Consider the following 25,288-nt stretch of genomic DNA (forward strand, 5'->3'; position numbering starts at 1 on the left):
TCTATCATTATTAATCCGCACGTTTAATATGTTCTAACACTTCGGAACGCGCCGCTGCGTCATCTTTAAAAATACCTCTTACAGCGGAAGTCACTGTTTTTGCACCCGGCTTTCTTACGCCCCTCATCGTCATGCACATATGCTCAGCTTCGACGACAACCATGACGCCGTGGGGATCTAAGGTCTCTACGATGCTTTCTGCAATCGTTGAAGTGATGCGCTCCTGCAGCTGCGGGCGTTTTGAGACGGCTTCCACCGCCCGCGCCAATTTACTCAGGCCCGTCACTTTGCCGCCGCGCGGAATGTAGGCAATATGCGCTTTTCCGTAAAAAGGAACAAGGTGATGTTCACACATGGAATGAAACGCGATATCTTTTACAAGAACAAGCTCCTCATGGTCTTCTCCGAAAACGGTTTTAAAGTGTTCTTTCGGGTCTTCATTTAATCCCGAGAATACTTCCGCGTACATTTTTGCCACGCGTTTCGGCGTATCTAAAAGCCCTTCCCGGTCCGGGTCTTCTCCAATCGCCTCTAAAATCTGGCGAACCGCCTGTTCAATCTGTTCTTTATTAACTTCTTTCATTGTCTGTGTCCTCCACCATTGAATACATTTAATTTCGATTCTAGCACATTTGCCGCGCCAAAAGCAAAACGAAAGTCCTGCCCGGTGACCGAGGCTGCTTAAATATGAAAAGCCCCTTTATCAAGGGGCTTTTCTGTGAAGAAACAAAGTGTATGTATCAGATGCATACACGATCTATATTCACAATTATTTTCCTGCAACAGCGTCTTTAAGAGCTTTACCTGGTTTGAAAGCAGGTACCTTGCTTGCAGGGATTTCGATTTCTTCACCTGTTTGCGGGTTACGTCCTTTACGTGCAGAGCGCTCGCGCACCTCAAAGTTACCGAAACCGATCAGTTGGATTTTATCACCGTTTTTAAGTGCATCTAAAATCGTATCAAAAACAGAATCAACTGCTTTTGTAGCGTCTTTTTTAGACAATTCGCTTGCTTCAGCAACCGCATTGATTAGTTCTGTCTTGTTCATGCCTTTCACCTCCTCCCAAAAGGGTATCAAATCAGCAGTTTATTATCATTTCTTCACAGTTCAGCCTGATTCTAAACCTGTCTGATAAAAAATCAAAGCAGGGAAGAACAGACAAGTAAACGGCTTTTCAAAAGAAAACAGACACTTTGAGGAATGTTTGTCCAACAAAGTGAAGATTTTCTGTATGTAGAGTAACACATATAAAAAGCCATATCAAGCATTTTAAAGCCTCAATCCCTTGCTCGTCAAGGTTTTCACGTGTTTTACCGAACAAATATTCCTTTTTTTGTTTTTTTCCTCCTAATCCTTGATTGATTTCCAGTATCTAAAAAGAATAAAAAAAGACCCCCCGTTTCAGGAAGAGGTCCTTCAGCTTACAAAATAATGGCGATCAGGCCGCCTGAGCCTTCGTTAATAATTCTCTCCAGCGTTTCTTTCAGTTTATATCTCGCATTTTCCGGCATGAGTGACAGTTTTGCGGAGATTCCTTCTCTTACGATAGAGCTCAATGATCTGCCGAAAATATCGGAGTTCCAGATAGAAAGCGGATCATCTTCAAAGTCCTGCATTAAGTAACGGACAAGTTCTTCACTTTGTTTTTCCGTCCCGATGATCGGCGCGAATTCACTTTCCACATCCACTTTGATCATATGAATGGACGGAGCGACCGCTTTGAGCCTTACTCCAAACCTTGATCCCTGTCTGATGATTTCCGGTTCATCAAGGCTCATATCGGCTAAGGCCGGGGCGGCAATGCCGTAGCCGGTCTGTTTCACCATTTTCAGCGCATCTGATACCTGATCATATTCTTTTTTCGCGTGGGCGAAGTCCTGCATTAATTCAAGCAGGTGGTCTTTCCCGCGGATTTCAACACCGACAACTTCTTTTAAAATCTGGTCATATAAATGATCCGGCGCATACAAATCAATTTCTGCGACACCCTGGCCAAGTTCGATTCCGGCCAGACCGGCGCTTTCAATAAACTCAAATTCACTGAAGTGGCCGACAACCCGGTCGACATCGCGCAGGCGTTTAATATCTTTTACGGTTTCTTTCACTGATTCCTGGTAGCTCTCTCTGAGCCAGTGATTTTCTTTCAGCACCATGACCCAGCTCGGAAGGTTGACATTGACTTCCAGCACAGGGAACTCGTAAAGCGCTTCTCTGAGGACGCTTAACACATCTGTTTCCCGCATGCTTTCAACACTCATGGCGAGGACGGGAATATCATATTTCGCGCTTAATTCAGCTCTGAGCGCTTCTGTTTCCGGGTGGTACGGTTTTACCGAGTTGATGACCATAATAAACGGTTTGCCGACTTCCTTCAGCTCGTCGATGACTCTTTCTTCCGCTTCCACGTAATCGCCCCGCGCAATATCGCCGATTGAGCCGTCTGTCGTAATGACGACCCCTATTGTGGAGTGTTCCTGGATGACTTTTCTCGTACCGATTTCCGCTGCCTCATGAAAGGGAATCGGTTCTTCGTACCAAGGTGTATTGATCATTCTCGGGCCGTTTTCATCCTCATATCCCTTCGCCCCGGGAACCGTATATCCCACACAATCCACAAGACGGATGTTGACATCCAGTCCTTCCGCAACATGAACGGACATGGCTTGATTCGGGACAAATTTTGGTTCTGTGGTCATTATCGTTTTTCCTGCTGCGCTTTGCGGAAGCTCATCCTGCGCCCGCGCTCGATCGGCCTCATTGCTGATATTCGGGAGCACCACGAGCTCCATAAATTTTTTAATGAATGTAGATTTCCCTGTACGGACAGCGCCAACGACTCCTAAGTATATATCGCCCCCTGTTCGTTCAGCGATATCCTTGAAAATATCGACCTTTTCCAAGTGATCCCCTCCCGGACTTCCTATCCTTATCATTTTTCATTCACCATTCTCCAATCAAATACAGGACACTATATGTGTATGACGTTGTCCTATTTCAATATGACATCTTTAGAAAATTTTCAGGCAGTCTTTTCTATCAAAATCAAAAAAACCTTTCTCCCTATTTGTATGCGCGGGAAAAAGGTTCATTCCTGTTTCGTTTGACTTTCTAAAAAAACGGGTTCCTGTTTTTCATTTACGGTGTATGTGACTGAAAAGGCCGGGACGAAAGGAGTCTCTTTCCATAAAATATCTTGAATTTCCGCGCCCGGTTTGATTTTCTTTTTGTTTTCCTTCAGGCAGCGGGCGAGATCGACGCGATAGTCGGCATAGATTTCTCCGTCAGCGCCGATTAAAAGCGGCAGAGACGTGCCTGAAACCGGACTTTTGACTGAAGGAGAGTCTTTCATGCCGAGCTTTTTTTTATTTAAAGTGAAAAGCCCTTTTGAAACGGCGTCCTCATAGGGAGGATATGTATGCTTTTCCTGATACATTTTGACACGCAGCTTCATGTCGCGGATTGCTTCCGCCATTTGGAGATCGACCAGCTTGACGGTCGGCTTATGTTCCACATCGACAAGCACGTATTGGTACATTCCCCCGCTTTCATAAGCTGAGGCCGGCGGCTCCTCTATGTATCTGGGCGCGAGCCGCTTAAAATCTATCGGATATTTTTGATAGAGCGGTGTTTTCATATCTTTTGTCTGAATCGGCAGAAGTCCGCCGTTCGCCTTTTTAAATTCATCCACTGCCGCTTGCACCTGCTGAAGCTGATGTTTGTAAGATACTTTATTTTCAGTTTTTTCCGCTTCAGGGTACAGACAGCCGGACAGCAGGAGCACCGCCATTGCCGTTATGACGGCCATTTTTAACTTATGCATTCCGCGCCCCCTTTTTGCTTTATTCATTGACAGGCCCGCTGAAAACGACCATTAACACGATCAATCCCGAGATGACCATGCAGGCATAAGCAAGTGAAGAAACCGCTGCTTTTATCAGTTTGTTTTTCACTTTGTACCTGCTGACATAAATAGAGGCCACCGCAACAAACATTAATCCCATAGCACCAAGCGCAAACCACATTTTCATCAATGCCACACTCACGTTCGTGCCCCCCGTCCCATCATTGTAAGCGTTATATTTCATTTTAATATACAAATGTTGAAAAGATCAACAGGTTTTCCATCTATTGAAAAAACAAAAAAACTGAAGCAAAGAGGGGGACTTTGCTTCAGTCAAGTTGACTATATTCACCTGTACGTCTGAGATACACTCTCTTGGACTTCGATGCTATAGTATGCGCAGATGCATACGTCTGCATCCTCTTCTGCCTAAATCAGCAAATGTTTTAAGCGATTTCAGCCGGAGAGTTCTGCGTTTTGGACTTTCGTCACTTCAGAATATGCTGACGGCATGTTATTGTCACTTCACCCGGTTTTCGAATGTGTTGACCAAGTCTTCCATCTCATGGGTTTTCACTCTGGCCATTAAGGATTCTACGGCCGTTTCTACCTTCTGCCCGTTAAATAATACTTGGTGAAGCGCCTCTGTGATCGGCATTTTCACTTGGTATTTTTGAGACAGCTGATACGCAGCTTTCGTCGTCCGCACGCCTTCAACAACCATCCCCATCTTATCCAGGACAGCTTCCAGCTTATATCCTTTGCCGAGCAGGTTGCCGGCGCGCCAGTTTCGGGAATGAACGCTTGTACACGTCACGATTAAATCGCCTACGCCGGTCAGGCCGGAAAAGGTGAGCGGATTTCCGCCCATCTTTGTGCCGAGTCTGGCGATTTCAGCAAGACCTCGGGTGATTAAGGCCGCTTTTGCATTATCTCCGTATCCCAATCCGTCTGTAATCCCCGCTGCAAGAGCGATGATATTCTTTAACGCTCCCCCTATTTCAACACCGATCATATCCGGATTGGTATAGACGCGGAAATGCTGGTTCATGAATAAATCCTGAACCGCTTCTGCAGCCTTGATATTTTTTGAAGATGATGTAACAGTCGTCGGGTGTCTTAATCCGACTTCCTCAGCGTGGCTCGGCCCTGAAAGCACGACGATGTCTTTTCTGTACTCCTCAGGCAGCTCCTCTTCCATTAATTCTGAAATGCGGAGAAGCGAATCCGGCTCAATTCCCTTGCTGACATGAACAAAAATCGATTGTTTCGGGATGTACGGCAGAGCCTTTTTCAGCACTTCCCGAATGGCTTTTGTCGGAACTGCCACAATGATGAAGTCAGCTCCTTTTAAAGCCTCGCTTAAATCAGCTGTACCGATGATAGAACTTGATAGCTCCACCCCCGGCAGGTAATCTTTGTTTTCATGCAGTTCGTTGATTTGATCGATCAATTCGGCACGGTGTCCCCACATCATGACTTGATGTCCGTTATCAGCCAGCACTAAAGAAAGTGCAGTGCCCCAGCTTCCCGCTCCAAGCATTGCCACTTTTTTCATCTCTGTATCACACCTTTTTATTTTCTTGCTCTTGCAAATATTTTAATTGGCGTACCTTCAAATCCGAAAGCGTCCCGGATTCGGTTTTCTAAAAAGCGTTCATAAGAAAAATGCATCAGTTCCGGATCGTTGACAAAAACAACGAAGCTCGGCGGCTTAACAGCGACTTGAGTCGCATAGTAAATTTTCAGACGGGAGCCGTTGTGCGTCGGAGTCGGATTCATGGCGACCGCATCCATAATGACATCATTTAAGACATTTGTCTGCACGCGGAGAGAGTGGTTTTCACTCGCTTTAATAATCGCAGGCATGAGTGTATGAATCCGCTTTGTCGTCAGTGCCGACATAAACAGCACCGGCGCGTAATCGAGAAATTGGAAATGTTCCCGAATATTCTGTTCAAATTCTTTCATCGTGCGCTCGTCTTTATCAACGGCATCCCATTTGTTTACGATAATGACGACGGCTTTCCCGGCTTCATGGGCGTATCCGGCGATCCGCTTGTCCTGCTCAAGGATGCCTTCTTCTGCATTCAGCACAACGCCGACGACGTCTGAGCGGTCAATGGCTTTTAACGCCCGAAGCACACTGTATTTTTCTGTTGTTTCATATACTTTACCCTTTTTTCTCATTCCCGCCGTGTCAACGATTACAAATTCCTGCTGATTGTAGGTGAACGCCGTATCCACAGCGTCTCTAGTCGTTCCGGCTACGTTGCTCACGATAACCCGCTCTTCGCCGAGCATCGCATTGACAAGGGATGATTTTCCGACATTCGGGCGGCCGATCAGGCAGAATTGAACGACATCATCACTGTACTTCGTCTCCGGAATGTTTTTAAAATGCTCGGCACAAGCATCGAGCAAATCTCCCAATCCTAAACCGTGTGTGCCCGAAATCGGATACGGTTCTCCAAAGCCGAGCGCATAAAAGTCATAGATGTTCGCTCTCATTTCGGTATTATCTAATTTATTAACGGCTAATACGACCGGTTTTTTCGTCCGGTACAGTATTTTTGCCACTTCTTCATCCGCAGACGTCACACCTTCGCGGCCGTTCACCATAAAGATGATCACATCAGCCTCGTCCATGGCGATTTCAGCCTGCTGGCGGATCTGTGTCAGAAACGGTTCGTCTCCGATATCAATTCCGCCCGTATCAATCAGGTTAAAATCATAATTCAGCCATTCCGCCGAACTGTATATCCGGTCCCGCGTCACTCCGGGGGTATCTTCTACTATTGAAATTCTTTCACCCGCAATCCGGTTAAAGATTGTGGATTTTCCCACATTCGGTCTTCCGACAATGGCTACGACAGGTTTACCCATAGTACCCTTCCTTTCAATCCAGCCGCTTACATTTTCACAAAAAATTGTTCAACCGGTTATTAAAAATCATCTTCGCTATGAAAAGAACCCTTCAAACAGAAGGGCTTAACTCATTTATTATATCAGTTTTCACTGAGATCACAATGTATTCTTCAAAATGTTTCGCATTCATGTAACAGTCTCCGTCTGTTTTCAAGACATTTTTGTCGCTCCTTTGCCCTGCTTTTTGCTTTTTTGGCTGATGCGCGCCGCAAGCTGTTCATATGTAGTCAGCCCGACGAGCAGAATCACTCCCGCCGAACAGCCTGAAAGCCATTGATAATCCCCGACGGCTGCAGCACCCGCAATATTGCGGATGACCGCAGCATACAATAGCTCCCCCTGGCACATGCCGAGAACAAAAAGACAAAGCCTCTCAGGGAACCGCCCCTCAACGGAAAGCGTAATAACGGTAAGCAGTATAACCGCCGCCCATTCAGGTTTTATGATAAACCAAACAGGATCATATAATGCAAAAAGAAAAATAAAGCTGTACGCCGCAGCCGCCGTCAGATGAATCACAATATTACGGAGCCGTTTATGCATGCCGAGGCTTCCCGCATAAACAAATGCCGCAGCAAAAAACATGACATATGCCGCATTCAGCGTAAAATAAGCCGTAATCTGATGTATGCTTGCCATCATATTAGTCAAAATAAAGACTGATACGTAAAAACGGCTTTTCGTTTTGGCAAAAATAAAAGTCGCTAGTATCCATAAAAACCACATTGACCAGTAATAATAAAACGGTTCCATAATCGCTCCTCCTCTGATCAGTATGGAGCGGGAACGCATTTTTTAAACCAATTATGCCTGAAAGGAGCGGATAAGGATGGGAAAAGACAGACAGGAGAAAAAACTGAAAGCCTCCCGACGAGTGGAATCTGATCGCGATGATTCGATTCACCATAAAGGAGCGACAAGCCTTGAGCAAAACGGGGAATTCCGAAAAAGAAAATCGTAAAAAACAGAAAAAGGCATGCGGGTTCGCATGCCTTTTAACGTCTGCTGAAACGGGACGTGTCAATCCCCCGTTCAGAAAGCCAGTGATGTGTGTCACCTTTTATGACCAAAGGCGTCTTTTGCAATTGGGAAACCGATTGGCATCCGAGGGCGGTCATAATCATTTTCAGCTCTTGCAAAAGCGCCGTCATCTCGTCAAACAGGCCCTCTTCTCCTTTAGAGGTGAGAGCTTTCAGAAAAGTGCCCGCCATTCCCGCGCCGGAAGCGCCGAGGGCAATCGATTTGGCGACATCCAGGGCGCTTTGCAGCCCGCCGGATGCGATAATTGATTGATCAGCGGAGAGCGAGTGGATTTCCGCTAAGCTTGCGGCAGTGGAAATCCCCCACGTATTAAAAAAATGAAGCTCCTTCTCTCTGCGCATATTTTCAATCTTAGAGAAATTTGTACCGCCGTATCCGCCGGCATCAACTGCTGCTGCGCCAGCATCAAATAACTGCCGTGCCGATTCCCTGCTCATTCCGAAGCCGACTTCTTTGACAAAAACGGGAACTCCCGCTTCCGCCGCAATCCGCTCAATACGGCCGAGAGCGCCAGTAAAGCTTCTGTCACCCTCTGGCATGACGATCTCCTGAATCACATTTAAATGAATCTGGAGGGCATCTGCTTGAATCATATCAACTGCTCTTTTCGCTTGCTCGGCATCCGCCTCGCTGCCTAAATTGGCAAATATCAGCCCGTCCGGATTCTCTTTTCTGACGATCTCGTAAGAACACCGTTCGGAGGGATCTTTTAAAGCTGACATTTGCGAACCGACAGCCAGCGGCATGCCGGCTTTGCGCGCGGCTATTGCCAGCGATCTGTTAATTTCGTATGTAAGCTGTCCGCCGCCGCCTGTCATCGCATTGATAAAAATCGGCGAACTGCTTGTGAGTCCGCCGATTTTCGTTGATATATCCACTTTTTCCAATGCTAGGTTCGGTAGGCTGACATGAACAAACGTAATATCATCAAGCCCCGTTTCCCGGTTTTGGCCGGTAGACAGCGCATGATTTATATGTTCTCTTTTTCGTTCTGCTCGTGTCACGTTTTATCACCAATTTATTTTAATTTATTAAGCTTGTCTCCGATTAAATCGCCAAGCTGGAAGCCGGTGCTCGGCTCTTCTTTCGCCTGGTATTGGCGGAAGTCCTCCTGATCGGCTTTCGGCGCTTCTTCAAGCTCACGCATGCTTAAGGAAATGCGCTCTTCGCTTTCGTTCACGTCAAGCACTTTCACTTTAACAGTCTGTCCTTCTTCAAGCACTTCATGCGGCGTTCCGATATGTTTATTGGAAATTTGCGAAATGTGCACAAGTCCTTCCACGCCCGGAAGAATTTCAACGAAGGCGCCGAAGCTTACAAGGCGCTGCACTTTTCCTTCAAGCACATCTCCCTGTTTTACCTTTTCGCCGATCTGGCTCCAAGGTCCCGGCAGCGTTTCTTTAATAGATAAAGAAATACGTTCGTTATCGCGGTCTACGGACAGTACTTTCACTTTTACGTCCTGACCTTCTTCCACCACGTCAGACGGTTTTTCGACGTGTGAATGAGACAGCTGCGAAATATGAACAAGCCCGTCAATTCCGCCGATGTCGACAAATGCGCCGAAATCAGTCAGACGCTGCACTTTTCCTTCAAGCACGCTTCCAACCTCAAGTGTTTGGAGAAAATCATGCTTTTTGGCTGTCTGTTCTTTTTCCACTACAGCCCGGTGTGACAGAATCACCCGGTTTTTATCACGGTCGAGTTCAACGACGATAAGAGAGAGGGTTTTCCCTTTATAGTCAGTGAAATCCTCGACGAAATGAGCTTCGACAAGTGATGCGGGAATGAAGCCGCGAACGCCGATATCAACGACGAGACCGCCTTTCACCACATCTTTCACTTCAGCTTCAAACACTTCTTTTGTGTCGAATTTTTTTTCAAGGTCTTCCCAAGCGCGGTCAGCATCAACGGCACGTTTAGATAAAATCAAAGCATCGTCTTCCACTTTTGTTACTTTCAGGTCAAGCTCGTCGTCAACTTTTACGACATCCGATGCTTTCTCTACATGAAGACTTGATAATTCACTGATTGGAATGATTCCGGACTGTTTGACATTGACAATTTCGACATCTACATGCTTGTCCTCTACCTTTGTCACAATCCCTTTTACTACATCTCCAACCTCTGGCACTTGAACATCAATTTGATTCATTTCCTCTGTCATTTGAATAACCTCCTTGGTCCAAACCTACACAGCTTAATTAATACGGTTTGAAAGCTGAACATGTGAATGTCCGCTTTTCAGCCGAATATGTATTAAAGAATCATCCAAAAAAGATTTTGAATGATCAATAAAAAGTTTTATTAGTATTAACTTCTAATAAATGGACTGGTTTGTCAAGCAATAACATCTTGTCTTTCGAAAAAAATTATAAAGCGCTCCGCCCGAAGTTAACGTGATTTCTGTTCGACGATCTCCAGAATTTTTCCTGCGACTTCGGCAATGCTGAGTGACGTCGTATCGATTTCAATCGCGTCTTCCGCTTTGCGCAGCGGGGAAACTTCCCTCTCTGAATCGAGTTTGTCGCGTCTGGAAATTTCTTCAATGAGCGTCTCGTAATTCACGTCATAGCCTTTTTTCTTATTCTCTTCATATCGGCGCTTCGCTCTTTCCTCTACAGACGCGAGCAGAAAAATTTTCACTTCGGCATCAGGCAGCACATGAGTACCGATATCACGGCCGTCCATGACGACACCGCCTTTTTGTCCGAGCTGCTGCTGTCTTTTGACCATTTCTTCTCTGACGCCTTTATGCTTGGCGGCGATTGATACTTGGTTGCTGACTTCGTCTTTTCGGATTTCTTCTGTCACATCTTCTCCGTTTACCAGAACGATTTGTCCTTCCGGAGCGGATACAAGCTCAATTTCCGTACGCTTCAGCAGCTCTGTAAGCGCTGCTTCATCAGTTAAATCGGCATTCTGCTTGAGCGCCGTATATGTAATGGCACGATACATCGCTCCTGTATCAATGTACACATATGATTTTTTCTCAGCCACTATTTTAGCAACGGTGCTTTTTCCGGCAGCGGCCGGCCCGTCGATCGCAATTGATAATTTCTTGTCCATAATCTCTCTCCTTGCTCTTTACTCCTCTATGGATTGTATCATGAACTGCCGGAAAAGGGGCGAAAAAATTGAGCTGATTTACCGCTTTACCGTTTCAATCCATTCTTTTTTCTCCATTTTATCAACTCCCTCATATTTCACAGCTTTCGAAATATAAGGTTCAATAGGCTGATAATGAAGCAAAAATTGCACCGCGCCCAAAATGATAAGCTGAATACAGACCAATTTGACCAGCAGACGTTCAAACGTTTTCATATACGCGCACCTCCATTAGGATTAGTATGGAAAAGTGCGCTGCTGTTTATTCCGACAGACTGTTTCTTCTCTGCTGAAGCTGCGCGCGCATACAATATTGGAGTAAAAGCTGCTGTGATGCGGGATCGATTTCTGCAAATTCAAGCGTCATTTTTTGTTTATCCGCCTTTTCATCATAAAAAATCCGCTGGGTAACAGCCTCGGCCGTAATATCGGCTGTATTTTCCTTGCCGGGAAGAGAAAATGAGACATACAGCTTTTCACCTGGTTCCGCGGAAATATGCTCAGGCATCACAACAGCGATTCCGCCGGCGCTGATATTAGAGGAAACCGTTTGGAAAGCGGTTTTTTTCGCTTCCATTTTGACGGATACATCCAATACTGCGTCTGCACGGACGTATCGGCGTCTTTGAATCCGCTTCATTTCCTCCTGAGGGGGGATGTCCAATCCGATCATCGGGATGGGGTCTTTTTTCTTTCCTTTGATTATGCTTTTAAATTGATACGGCACGTGGCCATTCCCCATAAATTCCGCTGTTATTTCCAATCCTTTATGCAAAAAGACCGTCCGTCCCGAATCCAAATCGACGGGATATGAGATGTGCAGTTCGCCGTTTTCAACGCTTACTGCTTTGCTCCTCGCTTTTTTGGGCTCATTGTTCTCTATGTATTCAATCCAAATATAATCTCCGACAGCTATCATGGGCCTTCACTCTTTCATTATTTATGCTTTTATTAAAGCATGTAACGAAAAAAAGGAAAAGACTTTTAGTCCTTTCCTCCTTTATTTTTTATAGGTCTTTATATATAGGTTCTGCACTTTTTAACTTTTCTATTTTTTCCTCTTTTCCGTCGTCCGCATTAATGAACATTTGATATGTGTCTTTCCCGATCGTCCCAAGCATTTCGTAGCAAAGCACTTCCTGACCGAGTTCATTCGTGATCAGCGCCTGCCGGGTCTCCCGCACTTCAACATTTTTATTCAGCTTCGCTTTCGCTTCATCAGCTGACAAAGCGGGAGCCGGAATCGTTCTCGTGCGGTGTGCGGCCAGGTAATCACGCGCGGAAAAACCGACGACTTCACCATCATCCAGCGCCACTTTCATTCGGATGGCTTCCGGATAAATGCGGACATTTTTCTCCACGGGGATAAAAGAAAAGACGCCGATGTTATTATATTGCGCGCTTTCATCAATTTCGAGGCCTTTTGTTTCATATCCATTTTTCTTTAAAAACGCGACGGCCCGGTTAGATGCTTCATTGAGGCTGATCTTTTGTTTCTTCACGGCCCGTTTTTGAATCAAATAGACCGGATGTCCGCCTTTTTGGGTAATATCCATATAGATAAAAGACTTGTTGTCCGCGTCTTTCATGCGGATGCTGTATACGTCCCGATTCGTCTTCCTGCCGCTTTTGACCACTTTAATTGAATAATTATGATCAGGCGCAAACCGTTGTGCGATTTTGACCGCTTCTTTTTCCGTAATTTGTTTTCCTTTCAGATGCGTAAAACCTTTTCGTTCTGTATTTGCTCCCGTAAATGTGGGGCTGATGCTGTCTTCAGAAAAAGCGCCTACATTTTTTTCGACTGTTTTAAAGCTGTCGACGATCGTATTATCGCTTTGTTTTTTGTCAGAGGCGAGCGCCATCTCAACATCCATCCACCGTAAATTTTTGCTCATGACGAGATGCTGAACGCTGCGGAGCTGGTTTTGAATGTTCTCCGCCTGTTTGTACAGGCTGTTCAGTGTTGTATATTCTTTCTTATCAAGCGGTTTTTGATCTAAATCCCGGACGGATGTTTTATAGCTGAAATCTCCTATGTTGGATAAAAACTCCTCCGTCTTATTAAAAGGCATGAGAGTCAGCGGCAGCTGGCTCACATTGTTATGTGCTTCAGATGTAATTCTCCATACATCAATGAGCGCCGGAGACAGAGATTTTTTACTGTTCATTGCAAGCGTCGTCCCGATTTTGTCGTGAAGCTGATCAACATGGTACGTCAATTCATGAAAAGCCCTCTGATAATTATTTTCCGCATGCAGAAGGACCGCATCTTTTTCCTGATGCTCTTTATATCCCCAGTATCCGGTTGCGGCGATCGCGACACCGAGAACAGCGATAATGATTCCTCTAATCATGTTAACACCTCATTTTGCGTACTTTTACTCACAGAAAATGTGTTTTCCGATTCTTTTTATCTGCGGACGTCCCCAAATCCATTTGCTTGTCGCCGTATCAGGATTGAAATAATAAATCGCGTTTTCAGAAGGATCCCAGCCGTTGATCGCATCAAGAACCGCTTCTTTTGCTCTTTCATTCGGCTGCATATATATTTGGCCGTCGGCAACGGCGGTAAACGCGAGCGGTTCGAAAATGACGCCGGCCACCGTATTCGGAAATAACGGGCTTTTAATACGGTTTAAAATAACCGCGGCGATGGCAACCTGCCCTTCAAACGGCTCACCGCGTGCTTCCCCGTACACAGCCTGTGCCAGAAGATTGATGTCGTTGTTTGAGAAACCGCCAGGCATATTGGCCGCTGTCGTATTTTGCTTTTGATTTGACTGACCGCCTGTATTGTTTTGCGGCTTTTGAGCAGGCTTATTCGTTCCCGCCGGCTTCTGCGTTCCGGCTCTCGGTTTTGTTTGGTTTTCCAATGGGACGTTGCCATAATGAGTGAACGTATTCCCTTTTTGGATCTGCTCCATTACATATTCACGGTAATATTTTGATTTAGAAATCAGCACCTGTTTGGTTTTCGCGCCGACGAGGCCGTCAACCGGCTTCATGCCGAATTTCTCCTGAAAATTTCTCACGGCCCAGTATGTGGTCCAGCCGTAAACACCATCGATTTTCCCGTTATAAAATCCGTTATATTGAAGACGGGCCTGCAATTCTATAACATCATCACCCGTCGCGCCTCTTTGAATCACTTGATTTGAAAACGCATGAACCGTTTCATGATGATCGAAGAAAGCGGCGGCGAAAGAAAATAGAATGAGACATGCCATAAAGGCTCCTTTGCACTTCATCTCTTCAAGCCTCCTACTGCAAAATTTAAAGTGTACCCGTATTGTCTGTCACGAGGTTATTTTTATGCACGTTTCCTTCTTATCCCCTGTCAAGGCATAAAAAAGAAACCGCACGCGACGCGCGGTTTCTTCACACTTGGATCATATTGACGGAGCGTGCTTTTTTTGCCTTTCGCAGCCCGAACCACCATAAAAACAGCATAAACGGCAGCATATAATATACCCAATGATTGAGGGCGGTAAGAATAAAATCGTAAGAACCGTGCAGACATGAAGGCACGGCCAGCGAAATCACAAGCCATTTGACACGGGCTTTTTTCTGCGAAAAGCGGGCTTTTCCGAGATAAAATCCCATAATCACTCCGATCAGCGCATGGCAGGAGACCGGCAGAAGCGCCCTGATGAAAGCATGCTCAACGCCGTGGCCAAATAGATACAGAATATTTTCAAGCGTGGCAAATCCTAAAGACACACTGGCCCCGTAAACGATTCCGTCATAATGCTCATCAAAATGAGCATGCGGATACACACTGATCATCAGAACGAACCATTTCACCGATTCTTCCAGAAATCCCGAAGACAAAAACGAAACGAAAAAGCTTCCTCCCCCCACATGCTCTTTTTCAAGAACATATTGGATAAACATGGTCGGAAACACAAGGACAACCCCGAGAAAAAAAGACCTCAGCACCATATGTACGGGTTCATTGTCATACTGATCTTTTAAATAAAAATAGCTTAACAGCGCAATGCCGGGAGCAATTCCTGCAGAGATGATTGCAAACATCAGGCAACCTCTTTCCTTTATATTCCTATATCTATCGTACCATGTTGTTCACATTTTTACATCTTTCAATTTTTTTAAAAAAGAGCATATGAATGATCATATGCTCTCTGCACCCAGCCGTTTTGATATTTCATTTGCGATCAAGCCGCCGTGAAAACGGCCGTTCTCGATAAAAATTTCGTTGGCGTTATTTCCAGCCGCAATGACTCCGGCGATAAAAACACCGTCAACATTTGTTTCCATCGTTTCTTCCCGGAAAAACGGCCGGCCTGATTCCGCATCAATCCGCACACCGATTTTTTCGAGGAAACCGTGATCGGGATGGTATCCCGTCATGGCAAATACGAAATCGTTTTTCAGCCGGACCGTCTCATTTCGGCCGGAGCGGAAAATGATTTCATCTTCCGTCACTTCTTCAAGACAAGCGCCGAATTCCATCCGGATTGTGCCGTTTCTGACGAGGGCCTCAAACTCAGGCAGAATCCACGGCTTGATGCTCGGGGAGTACTCATGTCCTCTGTAGAGCACCGTGACGCGCGCACCGGACTTCACCAGTTCCAAAGCCGCGTCCACACTTGAGTTTTTCCCGCCGATCACAGCAACATCTTTATCAAAATAAGGATGGCCTTCTTTAAAGTAATGAAATACCTTAGGAAGCCCTTCACCCGGTATGTTCATATAATTCGGATGATCATAATATCCTGTCGCAATGATACAAAACGGAGTGAGGTAGCGGTCTTTTGATGTTTCTACAAGAAAACGGCCGTCTTCCTGTTTCGTTACGCGCTCCACCGTTTCAAAGGCGTTTACGCGCAGCTCTTTTCTTCTGACAACCTCTCTGTAGTAAGAGAGAGCCTGTATGCGGACCGGTTTTCTGTTTTCCGTAATAAAGGCGACATCGCCGATCTCCAATTTTTCACTTGAACTGAAAAAAGTTTGGTGGGTCGGATAGTTATAAATGCTGTTTACGACATTCCCTTTTTCGATCACAAGCGCGTTCACGCCAATTTGCTTCAGATGTATAGCCGCCGATAATCCGCAAGGACCTCCGCCTATTATAATTGCTTTTTCTTCTGTCATGTCCTTCAACTCCTGCGATTGGCATTTCCATCATAAGTTTCCACTCATATAAAAAATCTCCTATATTATCATAGGAGATTTTTTTTGTTTATGCAAACGATTGGTTTATATCCAGCCTCTGAAACGCGAAGCCTCCGCCATTTTCCGCACGCCGACCATGTAAGCCGCAAGCCTCATGTCAATCCGGCGGTTTTGGGACATTTCATAAATATTATTAAACGATTTTATCATCATATTTTCCAGTTTTTCCTCGACTTCTTCTTCACTCCAGTAGAAGCCTTGGTTGTTTTGAACCCATTCGAAATAAGAAACCGTTACACCGCCGGCGCTCGCCAGAACATCGGGAACCAGCAGCGTTCCTTTGTCTGTCAGGATTTTCGTTCCTTCCAGTGTCGTCGGTCCGTTTGCCGCTTCTACAACGATTTTCGCTTTGATGCGGTCAGCGTTCTCTTCTGTAATTTGGTTTTCGATCGCCGCCGGGACAAGTATATCACAGTCCAGCTCAAGCAGCTCCTGATTCGTAATGGTGTCATTGAAAAGCTTCGTCACCGTTCCGAAGCTGTCTCTGCGGTCAAGCAGGTAATCAATATCAAGACCGTCCGGATCGTAAAGGCCTCCGTACGCGTCAGAAATTCCGACAACTTTCGCGCCGGCGTCATGCATAAACTTGGCCAGATAGCTGCCCGCGTTTCCGAAACCTTGTACGACGACGCGCGCGTTCTGAATATCGAGACCTTTTTTCTTGGCCGCTTCTTTTATGCAGATGGTGACGCCTTTTGCCGTCGCTGATTCCCTGCCGTGGGATCCGCCGAGTACAAGCGGTTTTCCCGTAATAAAGCCGGGTGAGTTAAATTCATCAATTCTTGAATATTCATCCATCATCCAAGCCATAATCTGTGAGTTTGTAAATACGTCAGGTGCCGGGACGTCTTTAGTCGGTCCGACAATCTGACTGATTGCTCTGACATATCCCCTGCTCAGTCTTTCAAGCTCTCTGAATGACATATTTCTCGGATCACAAACAATTCCGCCTTTACCACCGCCATAAGGAAGATCAATAATTCCGCATTTTAAACTCATCCAGATGGAAAGTGCTTTCACCTCTTTTTCAGTTACATTCGGGTGAAAACGAATGCCGCCTTTTGTCGGACCTACGGAATCATTGTGCTGCGCACGATAGCCTGTAAATATTTTCACAGACCCGTCATCCATCCGAACAGGAATTTTAACCGTTAATAATCTGAGCGGCTCTTTCAGCAGTTCATACACTTCTTCTGGATACCCCAATTTTTCCAGAGCTTTATGTATTACGGTTTGGGTTGATTTTAATACATCATGTTTGTCTTCTTCATTATGACCGGTGAATCGATCGGCTGCCATTTGAGTTAACCTCCTAAAATCTTCTGTTTCTCTCATGCTCCCTTTCAGTGACTAGTATACACCTTCAATATCTCCGTGCATAGAAGAAAGACAATGATTTTTCCATTATTTCGCTTAAAAAAAGACGGCCGCTGAAAACAGCTGCCGTTTCAAATCTTTTTTATGAAAAATGTTTCTGGATGGTCTCCACAGCATTGCCGTCCATGATGAGTTTTCCGTACTCATGGAGCCTGTAAATCGTAATCGTCGCCGGGTGTCCGTATTCAGCCAGCACCGCGATGACGCCTTCGGCGGAACGGGAGCCGAGGTCTTCAAGGCTTACATAGTATTGGTTCTCATAGTGGTAGACGGTGCCGCCGGTAATCCCGATTCGGTGAAGGCTTCCGGCAAGCTGAATGATATCTTCAAACGAATGGAACTGATAAATAATATCCGGGCTTTCGTCAAGTTTGACCTGCATCTCGATATAATCATCGTCATATTCGTCATCTTCTGCGTCCGCGTCATGATTTTTCGTTACAATCACAACCATGCCTTGTGCCTGAAGAGAATATACTTCCACCGCGATCGGACCATTCGCTTCAAAGCCGAGCTCTGTATTTGCTTCATTCATCATATCTTTAAATAACTGGTGGACTTTAAACGAGTCCTTCCAGAGGTCTTCTTTTGTCAGTCCCCGATCAGTCAGATCGTCGAGGGTTAAAAAGATTTTAATCTTATTATAGTTCAGACGCTCAAGCCGCATAATGTTCCCTCCTGCCTCTTCTTGCACACAAATCATATAACACAGTATATGAATAAATGAGTCATAGGTTCTTAATTTGTTATCAGTTTACACCGTGTACAGCGGGAAGACAAGCAGAATGCCGTTTTTTATCACCGCGGCCGGGTTTGTTTCAGGAAGACGGCTCATCCGGTCCGCACAGCGTAATCATATGCGTCTCCGGTTTCGCCCCGAGCCTCAGCGGAACTTTTGTCGTCCCGTAGCCGTTGCTGATCAGGTAATGCGCTTTTTTTACCGTTCCCGTCCCGCCCAATTCGTACGGCCCGAACCGGCCGAAACGGATTTGGCCGCCATGCGTATGGCCGCTGAACACAGCGTCAATCCCGTCTGACTCCCTCATCTGCTCATGGATGTCCGGGTTATGGCAAAGCAGGAGGTTTACTTTGTCAGCATCCGTATATCTGATTGCAGCATCGTAATCATCCATCATCATCCTGATATCATCCACGCCGCAGATCGTAACGGTTTCCCCTTTATAAGCAAACTGAACCGATTCATTTCTCAGTGGGATCACTTTGTATGCCCGTAAAAGAGAGAGCAGTTTTTGCTGGCTGACCTCGTAATCGTTATTTCCCCACACATACATGACAGGCGCGAGAGCCGTCAGACGTTTGATGTTTTCTTCAATTCTGGCGTAAGGAACTCCGCCCTCCGCCATATCACCGCCGAGCAAAACGGCATCCGGCTTATAACCTGCCGCTTCGCGGAGAAGCTTTTCATCAATTAAACGGCGGTGCACGTCAGATATAAAAAAGATGGTGAGCGGCTTCATCCCCTTCATTTTATCAAGCGTAAATGTATGTGTTTTCAGATGGCTGCCGTTTGCCGTTTTGTACATAACGGCCGCCATAACCGCAGCCGCTCCCGCCAATGAGCCGAGAATTCCCGCTGTAAGCTTCATAAACGCACTCTCCATTCTGTCATTGTCTTATATTAGACGGACAAACAAAAAAAGACGTTTCTATCCTTTCCGGAAAACGCCTCATTTTATTTGCTTTCAAAATAAAGATTGATATCATACCGATGTTTCATCAAGTGAAAAACAGATTCTCTCGCCCTCCATTTTTCAGGCTGGGGCCATAAATCCGTGCTTTTTTGGATAATTTCACATCTCAGTTTATGAAATTCACCCTCAGCTTTTTCTTCCTTTTTTTTGAAATAATAAGAAGTGCAATACGCAAAAGCGGAAGCCATAATCCAGCACAAGTAAACCGTATGGCCTAATATTTCCTGCAGAATCAGCTGCGGAGAGGCTTGGGGGGCATTAAAGCTTTTAAACATCAGCAGTATGCACATCAGGGAAAAACAAACGAGGGACGCCCACTGCCATCTTCGGCATTGTGCGGCATAATTTTCGTATTTTAATTTCCGTTTCACCAGCGCCTGAAGCATTTGTTTCGTCGGTCCGTCAGCAAATCGGTCTAATTGCTTCCATAAAGAATCCATGCGCTTCACACCTTGTCCGTTTTCATTGGTACACTATATGAAAAACGAGGTGAAAACATGCATTTATTTTAATCAGACAGCGGAATGTTCAGAACCTGGCCGGTGTACACGTCGTTTCCGTTTAATCCGTTGTAGCTGCGGATTTTTTCTTCACCCGCCCGGCTTTTATAGTATTTCATTGAAATGCGGTAAAGCGTTTCTTTCGGCTGTACAGTATGCTGTACGGTCCGCACTTTTTTTGGGACAGTCCCGGCTTGATCACTCGCCTCAGCCGGAGCCGCTTTTTCACGGACAGCCGGCGGAGACTGCTGTTTTGTCTCCGCGTATTCGGTGTCTGTCGGCTTTACTTGTTTTTCTGAGGGCGTTTCCGTTTTTTTAGGTGTTTTTTCACTTGGTTTTTCTTTCGTTTTTTCAGGTGCAGCCGCTTCTTTCTTATCTTTGTCGTCAGACTTTTTTTTCGGTTGTTCTAAAAGAGCGGTTTCTGACGTTTCTTTCTGAGCGCCTTTCGGAATAACGGCAGGCGCGCTTTCACTGTGGTCTATAAAGACATCTTCATAGTCCTTCGGGTCAAATCTGCTGCTGTTCGTCATATAAAGAAGACCGAAAAAGACACCGATTGTTACGATAATGAACAGGACGGTCAGAAAAGTGAACAGCGGCGTTTTTGTTTTGGTTTTTTCCTTCACCTGCTCTTCCTTTTTTTTACGCTCCTCTTTTACAGATTGTCTTGTCGGGAGGCTGTCTTCAAGATATTCAATTTGTTCATCCGCGGCCGCGGCAACCTGCTGCTCGGCACGCAGCTGAGCTTTTCTTCTTTCAACTCTTGACATTTCCGTCATGCAAACCCCTCCTAACATATTGAAAACGGATCTGACAGGCAAATACCGCATCAATAATAAAATGCGCTGTAACCGGAACGAATAAATTGCCGGTCCATTCATAGATAAGCCCCAGCAAAAGACTGATGCCCGCAACCATCATAAACAGAAGCCACTTCGCCAAGTATCTGAAATGAAGCACGGTAAAAATGAAGCTGGCGGCCCATAAGCCGATATGTGTCTGCAGAACGCCTCTGAACAAAATCTCTTCGCTGAACGAAATGAGAAGCGTCAAAAACAAAATGTGCAGAACCGGCCTGTTCTTAAAAAGCAATACATTAATGCCGCCGTCATCATATAAATGCGAAGGACACCATTTCATCACCGCCAGATCGGCAAAAATGACAAGGACGGCAAGAGTTACACCGTACCATATGATATTATCGTCACGTATATGCCACAGCTTTAAAAAATCGTGAATGTCGGTAAAAAAGAAAAAGCCGATAATAGCTGAAACCGCCAATATGAGCAATTGGGTGGCGTACAGCTGCATCACAATCTCCCGGTCTGAGAGCTGCCGGATCAATTCGCTTTGCCGTCTCAGCTGAACTCACCCGCAGACTCTGATCCGAAAATCCGGCCTAATTCCAGCTTCCAATCTTCAAACCGTTCCATATTTTTACGTTCTCCTTTTTGCTCGTACGGAGCCAGATCAAGTCCGCAGCTGCTGCAGCATTGTCCGGTTTGACCATCAGGCTCATACGGTTCATCAAAATAAGACAGCAGCGCTTCTCTTATACATTCTTTCCGCTCTAATAACGCCGAAAAACGATTCATTTTACGCAGCTTCTTTTCCACGCGGTATGTCAGTTCTTCCTGCAGTTGCTCTTTTGTGGTTTTTCCTTGCAGATACAGATGGACGGCCGTTCGCGCCTGTGTTTCCTGGACGCCCTTATTGATCAGAACGTCCCGAAGCTTTCGTTCATCACCCGTACCGGCATCCCGTATGACGGCCAGAATGCCTTCCAGGTCATAATCAGACAGGCTTTCTGTCTGAATAATCTGCTGCTGAAGCTCGGTATCGCCGGGCGCCCTCAGCAAAATACTGACACTCGGGCTGCCGTCGCGTCCCGCTCTGCCGATTTCCTGCATAAAGGCCTCGGCCGTTTGGGGAGGATAAAAGTGAATGACAAAGCGGATATCTGACTTATCCACACCCATGCCGAACGCATTGGTGCAGCAGATGCAATCAAGCTGGTTATGGATAAATTGCTGCTGGATTAAAATCCTGTCGCCTGTATCCATTCCGCCGTGATAATAATCCGTCCGCTTTCCCGTTTTTTCGTTCAGCTCAGCCGCAAGCTCTTCCGCCCATTTTCTGGTCGGACAATATATGATACCCGGGCCTTCAAGCTTTTCGGCAAGCTCCGTGAGCCTGCTTATTTTTTCGGCATTATCAGCCAAATGTTCTGCCGCCAGGAGAATATTCGGCCGGTTGACTGAATAAAGATGACGCACCGCATGCTCAAGTCCGAGCACATCCGTCACGTCTCTGAGCGTTTCTTTTGTCGCTGTTGCGGTCAGCGCCAATACAGGCGGCTTTCCGAGTGCCTGCCTGAAAGGTCCGAGCTTCGAATAATCAGGCCTGAAATCATGTCCCCATTCTGATATGCAATGAGCCTCATCAATAACAAATAAACTGACCGAGACATTTTTCAAACGGTTCAGCACATAAGGTGAAGAAAGGGCTTCAGGAGACATATAGAGAAATTTATAACGGCTGATGTTGCTGAGGATAAAATGCCGCTCTGCGGAATTCAGCATGCTGTTTAATGCAGCAACCCGCTTTTCTCCTTTCGCTTTCAGCTGCTGCACCTGATCTTCCATTAATGAAAGGAGCGGCGAAATAATCAGCACCAGCCCGTCCATCATGTAACCCGGGAGCTGATAGCATAATGATTTTCCCCCGCCGGTCGGAAGCATGGCGATCGTATCTTTTTTTTGGAGCACGCTAGTCATAATCTCTTCCTGCCCTTTTTTAAAGGAATGCAAACCAAAATACCTGGATAAAGCTTTATGCAGCTCAGTCATGCTGATTCACCGTCTTTGCCAGCGCCAGCCTGATCTGAAAATAGCTGAAGCGCATCTGCATTCCTTCGCGAATCCGTTTAATTTTATTCGTTTGATGCTGTTTTGCAAATGCCGTTATCATACGCTGTTCCTCTTCAGAAAGATACTGTTCTATAAAAAATGCAGGCTGATGCAATGATATTTCTACGATATGATCTTCGATTGTGGCGGTTTTTAAATTTCTGACCGCGGCGATCCGTTCAATCGGAAACCCTTTTTCCAACAGCTCAAAGGTTTTTCTGGCAGACTGTGTCAGCGCGCTTTCCGCCTGCAAATCGGACAACAGCTCGCGCAGAGCGGGATATGCACATTGCGGAAGCGATTGAATAACATAATGTACCGCTCCCCAAAACTGGACGGACACATACCATTCATCTTCGTTCAGCTGGAGAGCAAGCTGCTTATTCGTTTTGCCGATTCTGTTGAATGAAGTTAAAGAATAGACAAAAATAAGCGCCTGCCGTTCACTTACGCCTTGCAGAAGGTGAAACAGCGTCTCATGCATTTGGACGGAGAGCTCTTTAGCGTCTCTGTTTTTCCGCATGAACCGTTTGACCCATCTCAGCGTCTGCACATCGTTTGTAACCGGGATATATTGACTGCATTGATGCTCTTTGTTTGACAGGACTTGAATGAGCAGGGAAAGCCGCCTCCACAGGGTGACAGCAGGCGTTTGATAATTCGCGCCGTGGCAGTGCTTCGGCCAAGGACGCTCGGCAAACGCCCGTTCAAGCCTTTGAACGCCGCGCGCAGTCACTTTCCACGTTCCCTCTTCTTTTCCGGCTGTAATGTATGAGTTCTCGGTGAGTTTATGCAAAGAAGCCGCAATATCGCCGCGTTCACAATGTGAAGCCATGCCGAAATATTTAGCGATCTGAAATAAGCCGGCATCCTGAATGGTTTGAGACGACTTTTTTCCTTTTAATAAATGAAACACAGCACTCGGAGTCCGTTCGCCGTCTATTTTGTTCAGACAGTCGAGAACCACGGTATCAAAGTAGTTTATCGCCAATCTAAACACACCTACATTTCTTCTGTGACAAGTTTCGTTTTTTGGTTCTTTTTATTTTAACAGATTTTCATATAAATTTGACGTTTAAAGTCATCTTTTAGGGGGAAGTGCTAAAGAGAATCCCTTATGTGATAAGCATTCTCAATCATTTTTCTGTTGAAATTTGACACTAACATCATTACAATAAGTAAGAGGAATAGGTGTTATATTTAAAAATATATAAGGTAAACCATTTGTTCCAACACGAACAATCTGGGAGGTTTTATTCATGGCAAAGTACACAATTGTAGATAAAGATACGTGTATTGCATGCGGCGCCTGCGGAGCTGCGGCACCAGACATTTATGATTATGATGATGAAGGCATTGCGTTCGTTACGCTTGACGAAAATAAAGGCGTCGTCGAAGTTCCGGAAGTTCTGGAAGAAGATATGATTGACGCATTTGAAGGATGCCCTACTGATTCAATCAAAGTTGCGGATGAACCGTTCGAAGGCGACCCGCTGAAATACGAATAAAAAAGCCCTCCCCGTGAGAGGAGCTTTTTCGTCCTGAATAAGACTCCGGCTGTTATCGGCCGGAGTCTTATTTTTTTGCGTGATCAAACAATCAAAAAAGCGCCCGGTCTGTGTTTTACAGAGCGGGCGTTTGAAGTGGTTATTGTGTCTGGATGCTGCGTTTTTGTTCAATCCAAGGTTTCAGCTTCGTAAAGATGAACGTAAAGACGATGGTGATGATAACGCCTTTTACAATGTTAAACGGCAGGATTCCTGCGACAACCGCCGTTTTTAACTGGCTGTTTGACAGTGCCGGTGAATGTAAAAACCAAGTATACGCGGGCAGGATAAGAATATAGTTCAAAATACTCATCAATACAGTCATCGCTGCGGTTCCGGCCAGCAGGCTCACTGCAAGTCCTTTAGCAGATTTGAGCTTTTTAAACATAAACGCCGTCGGCAGAATAAACAGCGTTCCTGCGATAAAATTGGCTGCCTGCCCGACAGGCACGCCGGCCATGCTTCCTTGAATGATATACTGCAGAATATTTTTAATCGCTTCAACCGCAATCCCCGCCGCAGGCCCGTAAACCAAAATGGCGATAATTGCAGGAACGTCACTGAAATCAATTTTCAAGTAATCCGGCAGCCCCGGAAACGGGAAATTTAACAGCATAAGCACAAAAGCAATACTGCTAAGCATACTGATGACAACTAATTTTTTTACTTTCACAATGCTCTCTCCTTTTCGATCAAATCTCTCGAAAAGAGGAAAGGTTCTTTTGCGCCCCAATAAAAAAACCGCTTTTGTTAAAAAGCGGGAGCTTACTAAGGCTTGGCAAAGAAACGTTTGATATAAGCATCAAAACGCCTGCTGAACCTCCATCTTCTCCCATCCAGACTATACTGTCGGCTCCGGAATCTCACCGGATCCTGCCGCCGAAGCAGCTCGCGGGCTTAGAGCATGATGCTCATCACCGCCGGTAGGGAATTTCACCCTGCCCCGAAGATTGATCTTATGAATTTATTCACATTATATATGATCAAATTGCAATTGTATAGAGAGCTGCTCAAATTTAAATAAAATATTGGGGAAGCCCAATTTAAGCTGATTCAGCGGTTTCCTTTTCTCCTTTACTGCGTCAATACACATTGACACTCTATTGAGAATATGATAAATTATCA

General features: G+C 45.6%; 28 protein-coding genes and 1 riboswitch. Of the genes, 2 read left to right on the forward strand and 26 right to left on the reverse strand.

The window, feature by feature from the left end:
- Positions 1–10 precede the first annotated feature (10 nt).
- The 8 genes from folE to NSQ37_RS17590 form a co-directional block, all read right to left on the reverse strand.
- Positions 11–583 carry a GTP cyclohydrolase I FolE gene (folE, locus tag NSQ37_RS17555; protein WP_003153448.1) on the reverse strand — a complete coding sequence of 191 codons (573 nt, stop codon included), beginning with the start codon at positions 581–583 and terminating at the stop codon, positions 11–13.
- Between the two features lie 186 nt (positions 584–769).
- The gene (hbs, locus tag NSQ37_RS17560; RefSeq protein ID WP_003153447.1) at positions 770–1,048 is read right to left on the reverse strand and encodes a non-specific DNA-binding protein Hbs; all 279 of its coding nucleotides are present in this window, start codon (positions 1,046–1,048) and stop codon (positions 770–772) included.
- Between the two features lie 374 nt (positions 1,049–1,422).
- Positions 1,423–2,901, reverse strand: a complete 1,479-nt coding sequence (gene spoIVA, locus NSQ37_RS17565; RefSeq protein WP_007409454.1) for a stage IV sporulation protein A — start codon at positions 2,899–2,901, stop codon at positions 1,423–1,425.
- 185 nt (positions 2,902–3,086) lie between these two features.
- Positions 3,087–3,821, reverse strand: a complete 735-nt coding sequence (locus NSQ37_RS17570) for a hypothetical protein (protein WP_012117868.1) — start codon at positions 3,819–3,821, stop codon at positions 3,087–3,089.
- Positions 3,822–3,840: 19 nt separating this feature from the next.
- Positions 3,841–4,044 carry a DUF2768 domain-containing protein gene (locus tag NSQ37_RS17575; protein ID WP_003153435.1) on the reverse strand — a complete coding sequence of 68 codons (204 nt, stop codon included), beginning with the start codon at positions 4,042–4,044 and terminating at the stop codon, positions 3,841–3,843.
- Between the two features lie 318 nt (positions 4,045–4,362).
- Entirely contained in the window at positions 4,363–5,400 is a 1,038-nt protein-coding gene (locus NSQ37_RS17580) for an NAD(P)H-dependent glycerol-3-phosphate dehydrogenase (protein WP_003153434.1), read from the reverse strand.
- Between the two features lie 17 nt (positions 5,401–5,417).
- Positions 5,418–6,728, reverse strand: coding sequence for a ribosome biogenesis GTPase Der (gene der / locus NSQ37_RS17585; protein WP_003153433.1), 1,311 nt, complete (start codon positions 6,726–6,728; stop codon positions 5,418–5,420).
- A gap of 192 nt (positions 6,729–6,920) precedes the next feature.
- The gene (locus tag NSQ37_RS17590; protein ID WP_025284933.1) at positions 6,921–7,523 is read right to left on the reverse strand and encodes a YphA family membrane protein; all 603 of its coding nucleotides are present in this window, start codon (positions 7,521–7,523) and stop codon (positions 6,921–6,923) included.
- Positions 7,524–7,599: 76 nt separating this feature from the next.
- Between NSQ37_RS17590 and NSQ37_RS17595 the strand changes: the two genes are divergently transcribed.
- Positions 7,600–7,731 carry a YpzI family protein gene (locus NSQ37_RS17595; RefSeq protein ID WP_003153429.1) on the forward strand — a complete coding sequence of 44 codons (132 nt, stop codon included), beginning with the start codon at positions 7,600–7,602 and terminating at the stop codon, positions 7,729–7,731.
- Between the two features lie 34 nt (positions 7,732–7,765).
- On the opposite strand, the gene fni is transcribed toward NSQ37_RS17595, so the two are convergent.
- The 17 genes from fni to NSQ37_RS17680 all read right to left on the reverse strand — a co-directional run bounded on the left by fni (position 7,766) and on the right by NSQ37_RS17680 (position 23,607).
- The gene (fni, locus tag NSQ37_RS17600) at positions 7,766–8,815 is read right to left on the reverse strand and encodes a type 2 isopentenyl-diphosphate Delta-isomerase (protein WP_032866317.1); all 1,050 of its coding nucleotides are present in this window, start codon (positions 8,813–8,815) and stop codon (positions 7,766–7,768) included.
- A 14-nt stretch (positions 8,816–8,829) separates the two neighbouring features.
- On the reverse strand, positions 8,830–9,978 hold the full coding sequence (gene rpsA / locus NSQ37_RS17605; protein WP_003153426.1) for a 30S ribosomal protein S1: 1,149 nt from the start codon (positions 9,976–9,978) through the stop codon (positions 8,830–8,832).
- A 227-nt stretch (positions 9,979–10,205) separates the two neighbouring features.
- Positions 10,206–10,880: a (d)CMP kinase gene (cmk, locus tag NSQ37_RS17610; RefSeq protein WP_015240110.1), complete on the reverse strand. Its 675-nt coding sequence runs from the start codon at positions 10,878–10,880 to the stop codon at positions 10,206–10,208.
- Positions 10,881–10,958: 78 nt separating this feature from the next.
- Positions 10,959–11,135, reverse strand: a complete 177-nt coding sequence (locus NSQ37_RS17615; RefSeq protein ID WP_003153420.1) for a YpfB family protein — start codon at positions 11,133–11,135, stop codon at positions 10,959–10,961.
- 46 nt (positions 11,136–11,181) lie between these two features.
- A complete protein-coding gene (locus tag NSQ37_RS17620) occupies positions 11,182–11,838 on the reverse strand; it encodes a flagellar brake protein (protein WP_007409449.1) in 657 nt (218 codons plus the stop codon).
- A gap of 88 nt (positions 11,839–11,926) precedes the next feature.
- A complete protein-coding gene (gene ypeB, locus NSQ37_RS17625; protein WP_007409448.1) occupies positions 11,927–13,276 on the reverse strand; it encodes a germination protein YpeB in 1,350 nt (449 codons plus the stop codon).
- 24 nt (positions 13,277–13,300) lie between these two features.
- Entirely contained in the window at positions 13,301–14,170 is an 870-nt protein-coding gene (sleB, locus tag NSQ37_RS17630; protein WP_007409447.1) for a spore cortex-lytic enzyme, read from the reverse strand.
- Between the two features lie 130 nt (positions 14,171–14,300).
- The gene (prsW, locus tag NSQ37_RS17635; RefSeq protein WP_003153415.1) at positions 14,301–14,957 is read right to left on the reverse strand and encodes a glutamic-type intramembrane protease PrsW; all 657 of its coding nucleotides are present in this window, start codon (positions 14,955–14,957) and stop codon (positions 14,301–14,303) included.
- 96 nt (positions 14,958–15,053) lie between these two features.
- Positions 15,054–16,037, reverse strand: coding sequence for a YpdA family putative bacillithiol disulfide reductase (locus tag NSQ37_RS17640; protein WP_012117874.1), 984 nt, complete (start codon positions 16,035–16,037; stop codon positions 15,054–15,056).
- Between the two features lie 105 nt (positions 16,038–16,142).
- Positions 16,143–17,417, reverse strand: a complete 1,275-nt coding sequence (gene gudB / locus NSQ37_RS17645) for an NAD-specific glutamate dehydrogenase (RefSeq protein WP_003153413.1) — start codon at positions 17,415–17,417, stop codon at positions 16,143–16,145.
- A gap of 160 nt (positions 17,418–17,577) precedes the next feature.
- Entirely contained in the window at positions 17,578–18,162 is a 585-nt protein-coding gene (locus NSQ37_RS17650; protein ID WP_003153412.1) for a genetic competence negative regulator, read from the reverse strand.
- Between the two features lie 151 nt (positions 18,163–18,313).
- Positions 18,314–19,102: a metallophosphoesterase gene (locus NSQ37_RS17655; protein ID WP_025284937.1), complete on the reverse strand. Its 789-nt coding sequence runs from the start codon at positions 19,100–19,102 to the stop codon at positions 18,314–18,316.
- An 86-nt stretch (positions 19,103–19,188) separates the two neighbouring features.
- Complete coding sequence (locus tag NSQ37_RS17660) at positions 19,189–19,647, reverse strand: YpbF family protein (protein ID WP_007409443.1); 459 nt, start codon at positions 19,645–19,647, stop codon at positions 19,189–19,191.
- 68 nt (positions 19,648–19,715) lie between these two features.
- Positions 19,716–20,486 (reverse strand): LysM peptidoglycan-binding domain-containing protein, encoded by a 771-nt coding sequence (locus NSQ37_RS17665; RefSeq protein WP_007409442.1) that lies wholly within the window; start codon positions 20,484–20,486, stop codon positions 19,716–19,718.
- Positions 20,464–21,051 (reverse strand): CPBP family intramembrane glutamic endopeptidase, encoded by a 588-nt coding sequence (locus NSQ37_RS17670; protein WP_015240111.1) that lies wholly within the window; start codon positions 21,049–21,051, stop codon positions 20,464–20,466. The genes NSQ37_RS17665 and NSQ37_RS17670 overlap by 23 nt, the downstream gene beginning before the upstream one ends.
- A 14-nt stretch (positions 21,052–21,065) precedes the next feature.
- Positions 21,066–22,556, reverse strand: coding sequence for a RecQ family ATP-dependent DNA helicase (locus NSQ37_RS17675; RefSeq protein ID WP_094031812.1), 1,491 nt, complete (start codon positions 22,554–22,556; stop codon positions 21,066–21,068).
- A complete protein-coding gene (locus NSQ37_RS17680) occupies positions 22,549–23,607 on the reverse strand; it encodes a helix-turn-helix domain-containing protein (RefSeq protein ID WP_076425384.1) in 1,059 nt (352 codons plus the stop codon). The genes NSQ37_RS17675 and NSQ37_RS17680 overlap by 8 nt, the downstream gene beginning before the upstream one ends.
- 268 nt (positions 23,608–23,875) lie before the next feature.
- On the opposite strand from NSQ37_RS17680, the gene NSQ37_RS17685 reads away from it, so the two are divergent.
- Positions 23,876–24,124: a ferredoxin gene (locus NSQ37_RS17685; RefSeq protein ID WP_003153403.1), complete on the forward strand. Its 249-nt coding sequence runs from the start codon at positions 23,876–23,878 to the stop codon at positions 24,122–24,124.
- Positions 24,125–24,263: 139 nt separating this feature from the next.
- Here the strand turns inward: NSQ37_RS17685 and NSQ37_RS17690 are convergent, their stop codons facing one another.
- Positions 24,264–24,836, reverse strand: a complete 573-nt coding sequence (locus NSQ37_RS17690; protein ID WP_015240114.1) for an ECF transporter S component — start codon at positions 24,834–24,836, stop codon at positions 24,264–24,266.
- Positions 24,837–24,983: 147 nt separating this feature from the next.
- Positions 24,984–25,118: riboswitch (FMN riboswitch) on the reverse strand.
- Positions 25,119–25,288: the final 170 nt, after the last annotated feature.

This window comes from Bacillus sp. FSL P4-0334 (assembly GCF_038004825.1).
In the GTDB taxonomy this organism is placed as follows: Bacteria; Bacillota; Bacilli; order Bacillales; family Bacillaceae; genus Bacillus; species Bacillus velezensis.

Bases quoted from the DNA above. Each gene is read 5' to 3' on its own strand.
- NSQ37_RS17620 (WP_007409449.1), bottom strand. From the start codon at position 11,838: ATGATAGCTGTCGGAGATTATATTTGGATTGAATACATAGAGAACAAT.
- rpsA (WP_003153426.1), bottom strand. From the start codon at position 9,978: ATGACAGAGGAAATGAATCAAATTGATGTTCAAGTGCCAGAGGTTGGA.
- NSQ37_RS17675 (WP_094031812.1), bottom strand. From the start codon at position 22,556: ATGACTGAGCTGCATAAAGCTTTATCCAGGTATTTTGGTTTGCATTCC.
- NSQ37_RS17660 (WP_007409443.1), bottom strand. From the start codon at position 19,647: ATGGATTCTTTATGGAAGCAATTAGACCGATTTGCTGACGGACCGACG.
- prsW (WP_003153415.1), bottom strand. From the start codon at position 14,957: ATGTTTGCAATCATCTCTGCAGGAATTGCTCCCGGCATTGCGCTGTTA.
- NSQ37_RS17665 (WP_007409442.1), bottom strand. From the start codon at position 20,486: ATGACGGAAATGTCAAGAGTTGAAAGAAGAAAAGCTCAGCTGCGTGCC.
- NSQ37_RS17595 (WP_003153429.1), top strand. From the start codon at position 7,600: ATGGGAAAAGACAGACAGGAGAAAAAACTGAAAGCCTCCCGACGAGTG.
- der (WP_003153433.1), bottom strand. From the start codon at position 6,728: ATGGGTAAACCTGTCGTAGCCATTGTCGGAAGACCGAATGTGGGAAAA.
- NSQ37_RS17655 (WP_025284937.1), bottom strand. From the start codon at position 19,102: ATGAAGCTTACAGCGGGAATTCTCGGCTCATTGGCGGGAGCGGCTGCG.
- NSQ37_RS17640 (WP_012117874.1), bottom strand. From the start codon at position 16,037: ATGACAGAAGAAAAAGCAATTATAATAGGCGGAGGTCCTTGCGGATTA.
- NSQ37_RS17650 (WP_003153412.1), bottom strand. From the start codon at position 18,162: ATGCGGCTTGAGCGTCTGAACTATAATAAGATTAAAATCTTTTTAACC.
- sleB (WP_007409447.1), bottom strand. From the start codon at position 14,170: ATGAAGTGCAAAGGAGCCTTTATGGCATGTCTCATTCTATTTTCTTTC.
- NSQ37_RS17615 (WP_003153420.1), bottom strand. From the start codon at position 11,135: ATGAAAACGTTTGAACGTCTGCTGGTCAAATTGGTCTGTATTCAGCTT.
- hbs (WP_003153447.1), bottom strand. From the start codon at position 1,048: ATGAACAAGACAGAACTAATCAATGCGGTTGCTGAAGCAAGCGAATTG.
- NSQ37_RS17685 (WP_003153403.1), top strand. From the start codon at position 23,876: ATGGCAAAGTACACAATTGTAGATAAAGATACGTGTATTGCATGCGGC.
- ypeB (WP_007409448.1), bottom strand. From the start codon at position 13,276: ATGATTAGAGGAATCATTATCGCTGTTCTCGGTGTCGCGATCGCCGCA.
- folE (WP_003153448.1), bottom strand. From the start codon at position 583: ATGAAAGAAGTTAATAAAGAACAGATTGAACAGGCGGTTCGCCAGATT.
- gudB (WP_003153413.1), bottom strand. From the start codon at position 17,417: ATGGCAGCCGATCGATTCACCGGTCATAATGAAGAAGACAAACATGAT.
- NSQ37_RS17580 (WP_003153434.1), bottom strand. From the start codon at position 5,400: ATGAAAAAAGTGGCAATGCTTGGAGCGGGAAGCTGGGGCACTGCACTT.
- cmk (WP_015240110.1), bottom strand. From the start codon at position 10,880: ATGGACAAGAAATTATCAATTGCGATCGACGGGCCGGCCGCTGCCGGA.
- NSQ37_RS17570 (WP_012117868.1), bottom strand. From the start codon at position 3,821: ATGCATAAGTTAAAAATGGCCGTCATAACGGCAATGGCGGTGCTCCTG.
- NSQ37_RS17590 (WP_025284933.1), bottom strand. From the start codon at position 7,523: ATGGAACCGTTTTATTATTACTGGTCAATGTGGTTTTTATGGATACTA.